Source organism: Carnobacterium sp. ISL-102, assembly GCF_018612935.1.
In the GTDB taxonomy this organism is placed as follows: domain Bacteria; phylum Bacillota; class Bacilli; order Lactobacillales; family Carnobacteriaceae; genus Carnobacterium_B; species Carnobacterium_B alterfunditum.
Genome location: NZ_JAGGRF010000049.1, coordinates 1 through 4,416 on the forward strand (window position 1 = coordinate 1; position 4,416 = coordinate 4,416).

Below are 4,416 nucleotides of genomic sequence, written 5' to 3' on the forward strand. Positions count from 1 at the left end.
TATCGTCGCTATTGCATCAGAAGACACGTCAGTCGGTTGGTGCAAAGGATGGGACAATGCCGTTGTATGCTTCTCATTCATCAGCAATGGGGAAACTCATAAAAAGTTTTCGTTAATTCCCTTCTGTTTGGGGAAGGTTCCTTGTTTTAGGAACCTTCTCTAAACGGATGGGCCAGCAAACGGCGGAGCCGTGCGGTAGTAGACGAGTGTACAAAAGTAGAACGCCTAAACTAGCAGGATAATAGGACGACCGAGAAAAACTTGACACAGACGAGATGAACAAGAATTGTTAAAAAAGTTGTCTATATGCTATAATGGAATGCAAATGTTACTTTAGAGGAGGGTTGCACATGACTGAGATAGAAAATCAAAAAGCGACGATCATAGAAGTAATTCCGACAAGTGAATTCTATTTTCAACGCGGAATAACCGCATTTCAAAAAAATGAAATGGATCGTGCAAAGAAATACTTCTTACGAGCGGTAACGTTATCTAAAAATGAAGAGGAAAGTATTTTTGCCTCTTGTCAGTTAGCTATCTGCTGTCAACATACAGGTGACTATAATGAATCAATTGAAATTTTAGATGAATTAATTGAAAAAAACGGTGATATTTTTGCGGAGGCTTATTATTTTCAAGCAAATAATTATGCCTTTAAAGATGATTTAGAACAGTCATTGATATTGGTAGAACAGTATCTTGCACTTGATCCAGAGGGTGATTTTGTTGAAGAAGCATCAGAACTGCAAGAAACACTCAAAATGGAATTGAATGAAGTTTAATGGACTGATCTAATTACTTTTAATTTGTAAGTAAAAAGGATAGCAGTTTTGTTCTAAAAGGTGTACACTGATTGAAATGATTAAGGAAAACGAGGGATCTTATTATGGAAACAGAAGAAAAAATCTATGATGTAGTCGTGATTGGAAGCGGCCCAGCTGGAATGACAGCTGCTCTATATGCTTCGAGATCGAATTTATCAACGCTCATATTGGAACGCGGATTACCTGGTGGACAAATGAACAATACAGCAGAAATAGAAAACTATCCTGGATTCAATAGTATTTTAGGACCAGAATTATCTGAAAAAATGTTCGAGGGTTCAAAACAATTTGGAACAGAATATGCTTATGCAGATGTTCAAGAAATTCAACAAGGGATAGAATACAAAACTATTATTGCTGGAAAAAAAACCTTTAAAACACGTTCAATTGTTATAGCAACAGGTGCAGAATATCGTAAATTAGGTGTCAGTGGTGAGAATGAGTACAATGGCCGTGGAGTGTCTTATTGTGCCGTTTGTGATGGAGCTTTCTTCCGTAACAAAGAATTAGTAGTCATTGGCGGAGGAGACTCTGCTGTTCAAGAAGGAACGTATTTAACTCAATTTGCAAAAAAAGTAACGATCGTTCACCGTCGAGATGAGTTAAGAGCCCAAAAAATTCTGCAAGACAGGGCATTTAAAAACGAGAAAATTGATTTTATCTGGGATTCTATTGTAGAAAGTATTTATGGTGATGACAATAAAGTAACGGGTGTCAAAATTAGAAATGTTCATACAAACGAAGAGCAAGAATTTGCTGCAGATGGCGCATTTGTTTATGTTGGTATCCTGCCAAATACGGATAAATTCAGAGACTTAGGAATCACAGATGAAGAAGGTTGGATTCCGACAAATGAAACGATGGAATCTTTACAAACTGGGATTTTTGCAGTAGGAGATGTCCGTTTAACACCTTTACGTCAGGTTGCAACAGCGGTTGGCGATGGCAGCTTGGCCGGTAATGCCGTTTTTCATTATGTTGAAAAACTGAAAGAAAGTTTAGAAGAAAAAGTAATCAATCAAAAATAAAAAGCAAGTAGAGTTTACGGTCAATAAAAGTGAATAAGTTTCAAAAAAAGAAATAAGAGAAATCTTATTTCTTTTTTTTGATTAGAAATAAAGGACAAAAATGTCTTTTTTTATACCGGAATCACTCCACAGTAAACTAAGAAAATAATTGAAGAATCATTTAGATTGAAATGTGTGTAAGCAAGAAGAAGAAGTGGTATACTTACATGGTAAGCGTTAACGAAAAGCAAAAAATACACTACTAATTGAGTAAAGGGTGAATTAAAATGAGCTGGAGAGAGACTTATCAACTTTGGGAAAATTTTAACGACTTAGAAACCGAATTAAAAAATGAATTAAAATCTTTAAAGGATGATTCGGATACATTAGAAGATGCATTCTATGCTCCTCTAGAATTTGGAACTGCGGGAATGCGCGGTATTATTGGTGCCGGTGTCAACCGTATGAATGCTTATACGGTTAGACAAGCAACGGAAGGATTGGCTCTTTTCATGGACAGCCTCGGAGAAGAAACAAAAAAACGCGGAGTTGCCATCGCGTATGATTCAAGACATAAATCACCAGAATTTGCTATAGAAGCTGCAAAGACACTGGGAGCACATGGGATCCCAGCTTTTGTTTTTGAGAGTCTTCGACCAACACCAGAACTATCCTTTGCTGTTCGTCATCTAAATGCATTTGCAGGTATCATGGTTACAGCAAGTCACAACCCAGCAGAATATAATGGGTATAAAGTGTACGGAGAAGATGGTGGTCAAATGCCTCCTAAAGAAGCAGATGCTTTAACAGCATATGTTCGCAGCGTTAAAAATATGCTTGAAATCAAGGTATTATCGAGAGAAGATCTTGAAGCTCAAGGATTGCTTACGATTATTGGTGAAGAGGTAGATAGCGAGTACTTAGAAAATATAAAAAGTGTTACCGTTAATCCAGAACTAGTGAAAGAAATGAGCAAAGAGATGAAATTAGTCTATACGCCGCTTCATGGAACTGGAAAAATGATAGGCGAAAGAGCTTTGAAAAACGCCGGTTTTGAATCTATATATCTTGTTCCAGAACAAGCTGAAGCAAACCCTGATTTTCCAACTGTTAAATCGCCTAATCCTGAGGAACCAGGTGCATTTGAATACGCGATTAAATTAGGTAAAAAAATAGACGCTGACGTATTAGTGGCGACAGACCCAGATGCTGATCGTTTGGGGATAGCAGTTAAGACATCTGAAGGCCATTACGAAGTATTGACCGGAAATCAGATTGCGAGCTTGATGTTGCATTATTTATTGACTGCACATAAAGAGGCTGGAACATTACCGGGAAATGGTGTCGTACTTAAATCAATCGTTTCAAGTGAATTGCCTACACAAATTGCCGAAAGTTTTAATGTTCAAATGGTAGATGTGTTAACAGGTTTTAAATTTATTGCTGAAAAAATCAAGCAATATGAATCGGATGGAAGCAAAACCTTTTTATTCGGTTTTGAAGAAAGCTACGGTTACCTTGTATCGCCATTTGTACGTGATAAAGACGCCATTCAAGCTCTTGTATTGATTGCAGAAGTGGCTGCTTATTACAAAAAAAGCGGAGATACGTTATATGACGGATTAAAAAGAATTCTTTATGATTATGGCTACTTTAAAGAAAAAACGATTTCAATCAGCATGCAAGGAATCACCGGAGCTGAAAAAATAAAAGCTCTAATGGTAAAATTCCGTGAAGAATCACCAAAAGAATTTGCTGGCATTGCGGTAGAATGTGTAGAAGATTTTTCAATCGGCAAACGCACGCTGCAAGATGGCACGATAGAAGAAATCGATTTACCTGCAGCAGATGTGCTGAAATACAAATTGGTAGATAACAGTTGGATCGCTGTTCGACCTTCTGGAACTGAACCAAAAATCAAATTTTATATTGGGGCATTTGATGACTCAGGTGTCGAAATTGAACGTAAAGTTGTTCTGCTAGAAGAAAGCATTAATTCATTCGTAAACGAATAAAAGGGCTAAGGTGATTCTGGATAAAATCAACGTAGCTAGGACATAAATAGTTGATAATAAAGGATCTGTTTATCAGGAAACTGATGAACAGATCCTTTTTTTGTTATATATCGATTGTTTGAAAAATGATTTTTATGTCAAATGGTGTGGACACCTTATAAAGAAATTTCTTCTGGAATAACGGGTCTGCTTGTGGAGAGCCATGGGAACACCTGAAGCCTGAAGAGAAAGTCTTCCGGCTTTCAAGCTTCAAACACAGCGTAATCGCTGAAGCGTTAACGCCGTGTAATTCACATTGAATCCTTAACACGGCTACAAGCAAACCCTATTCCGCCAGAATTTCTAAGTAGTGATCCAATTGATCTAGCAACACCAAAAAATACACATCCGAAAAATGGGAGGCTGCTGAAAAAGTAGTTTTATCTAGCGGAGACTAACTTAATAGTAAACAAGAAAGCGGAAAAATGGGAGTGCCCATTTTTCCGCTTTCTTAGTTTAATCCATTTTAGTCCTCTTTGAGGTTTATTATCCACCTATTATTCTAAGTATTCTCTTCATATTTGCTATAAA

The 4,416-nt window shown here is 37.1% G+C and carries 3 protein-coding genes; all 3 read left to right on the forward strand.

What is annotated here, in order from left to right; all coding sequences use genetic code 11:
* Positions 1-350: 350 nt before the first annotated feature.
* Positions 351-782 (forward strand): tetratricopeptide repeat protein, encoded by a 432-nt coding sequence (locus J7E16_RS11010; RefSeq protein ID WP_214891694.1) that lies wholly within the window; start codon positions 351-353, stop codon positions 780-782.
* Positions 783-886: 104 nt separating this feature from the next.
* On the forward strand, positions 887-1,852 hold the full coding sequence (gene trxB / locus J7E16_RS11015) for a thioredoxin-disulfide reductase (RefSeq protein WP_214891696.1): 966 nt from the start codon (positions 887-889) through the stop codon (positions 1,850-1,852).
* A gap of 266 nt (positions 1,853-2,118) precedes the next feature.
* Positions 2,119-3,846 carry a phospho-sugar mutase gene (locus J7E16_RS11020; RefSeq protein ID WP_214891698.1) on the forward strand — a complete coding sequence of 576 codons (1,728 nt, stop codon included), beginning with the start codon at positions 2,119-2,121 and terminating at the stop codon, positions 3,844-3,846.
* The last annotated feature ends 570 nt before the right edge of the window (positions 3,847-4,416 follow it).

Bases quoted from the DNA above. Each gene is read 5' to 3' on its own strand.
- J7E16_RS11010 (WP_214891694.1), top strand. From the start codon at position 351: ATGACTGAGATAGAAAATCAAAAAGCGACGATCATAGAAGTAATTCCG.
- trxB (WP_214891696.1), top strand. From the start codon at position 887: ATGGAAACAGAAGAAAAAATCTATGATGTAGTCGTGATTGGAAGCGGC.
- J7E16_RS11020 (WP_214891698.1), top strand. From the start codon at position 2,119: ATGAGCTGGAGAGAGACTTATCAACTTTGGGAAAATTTTAACGACTTA.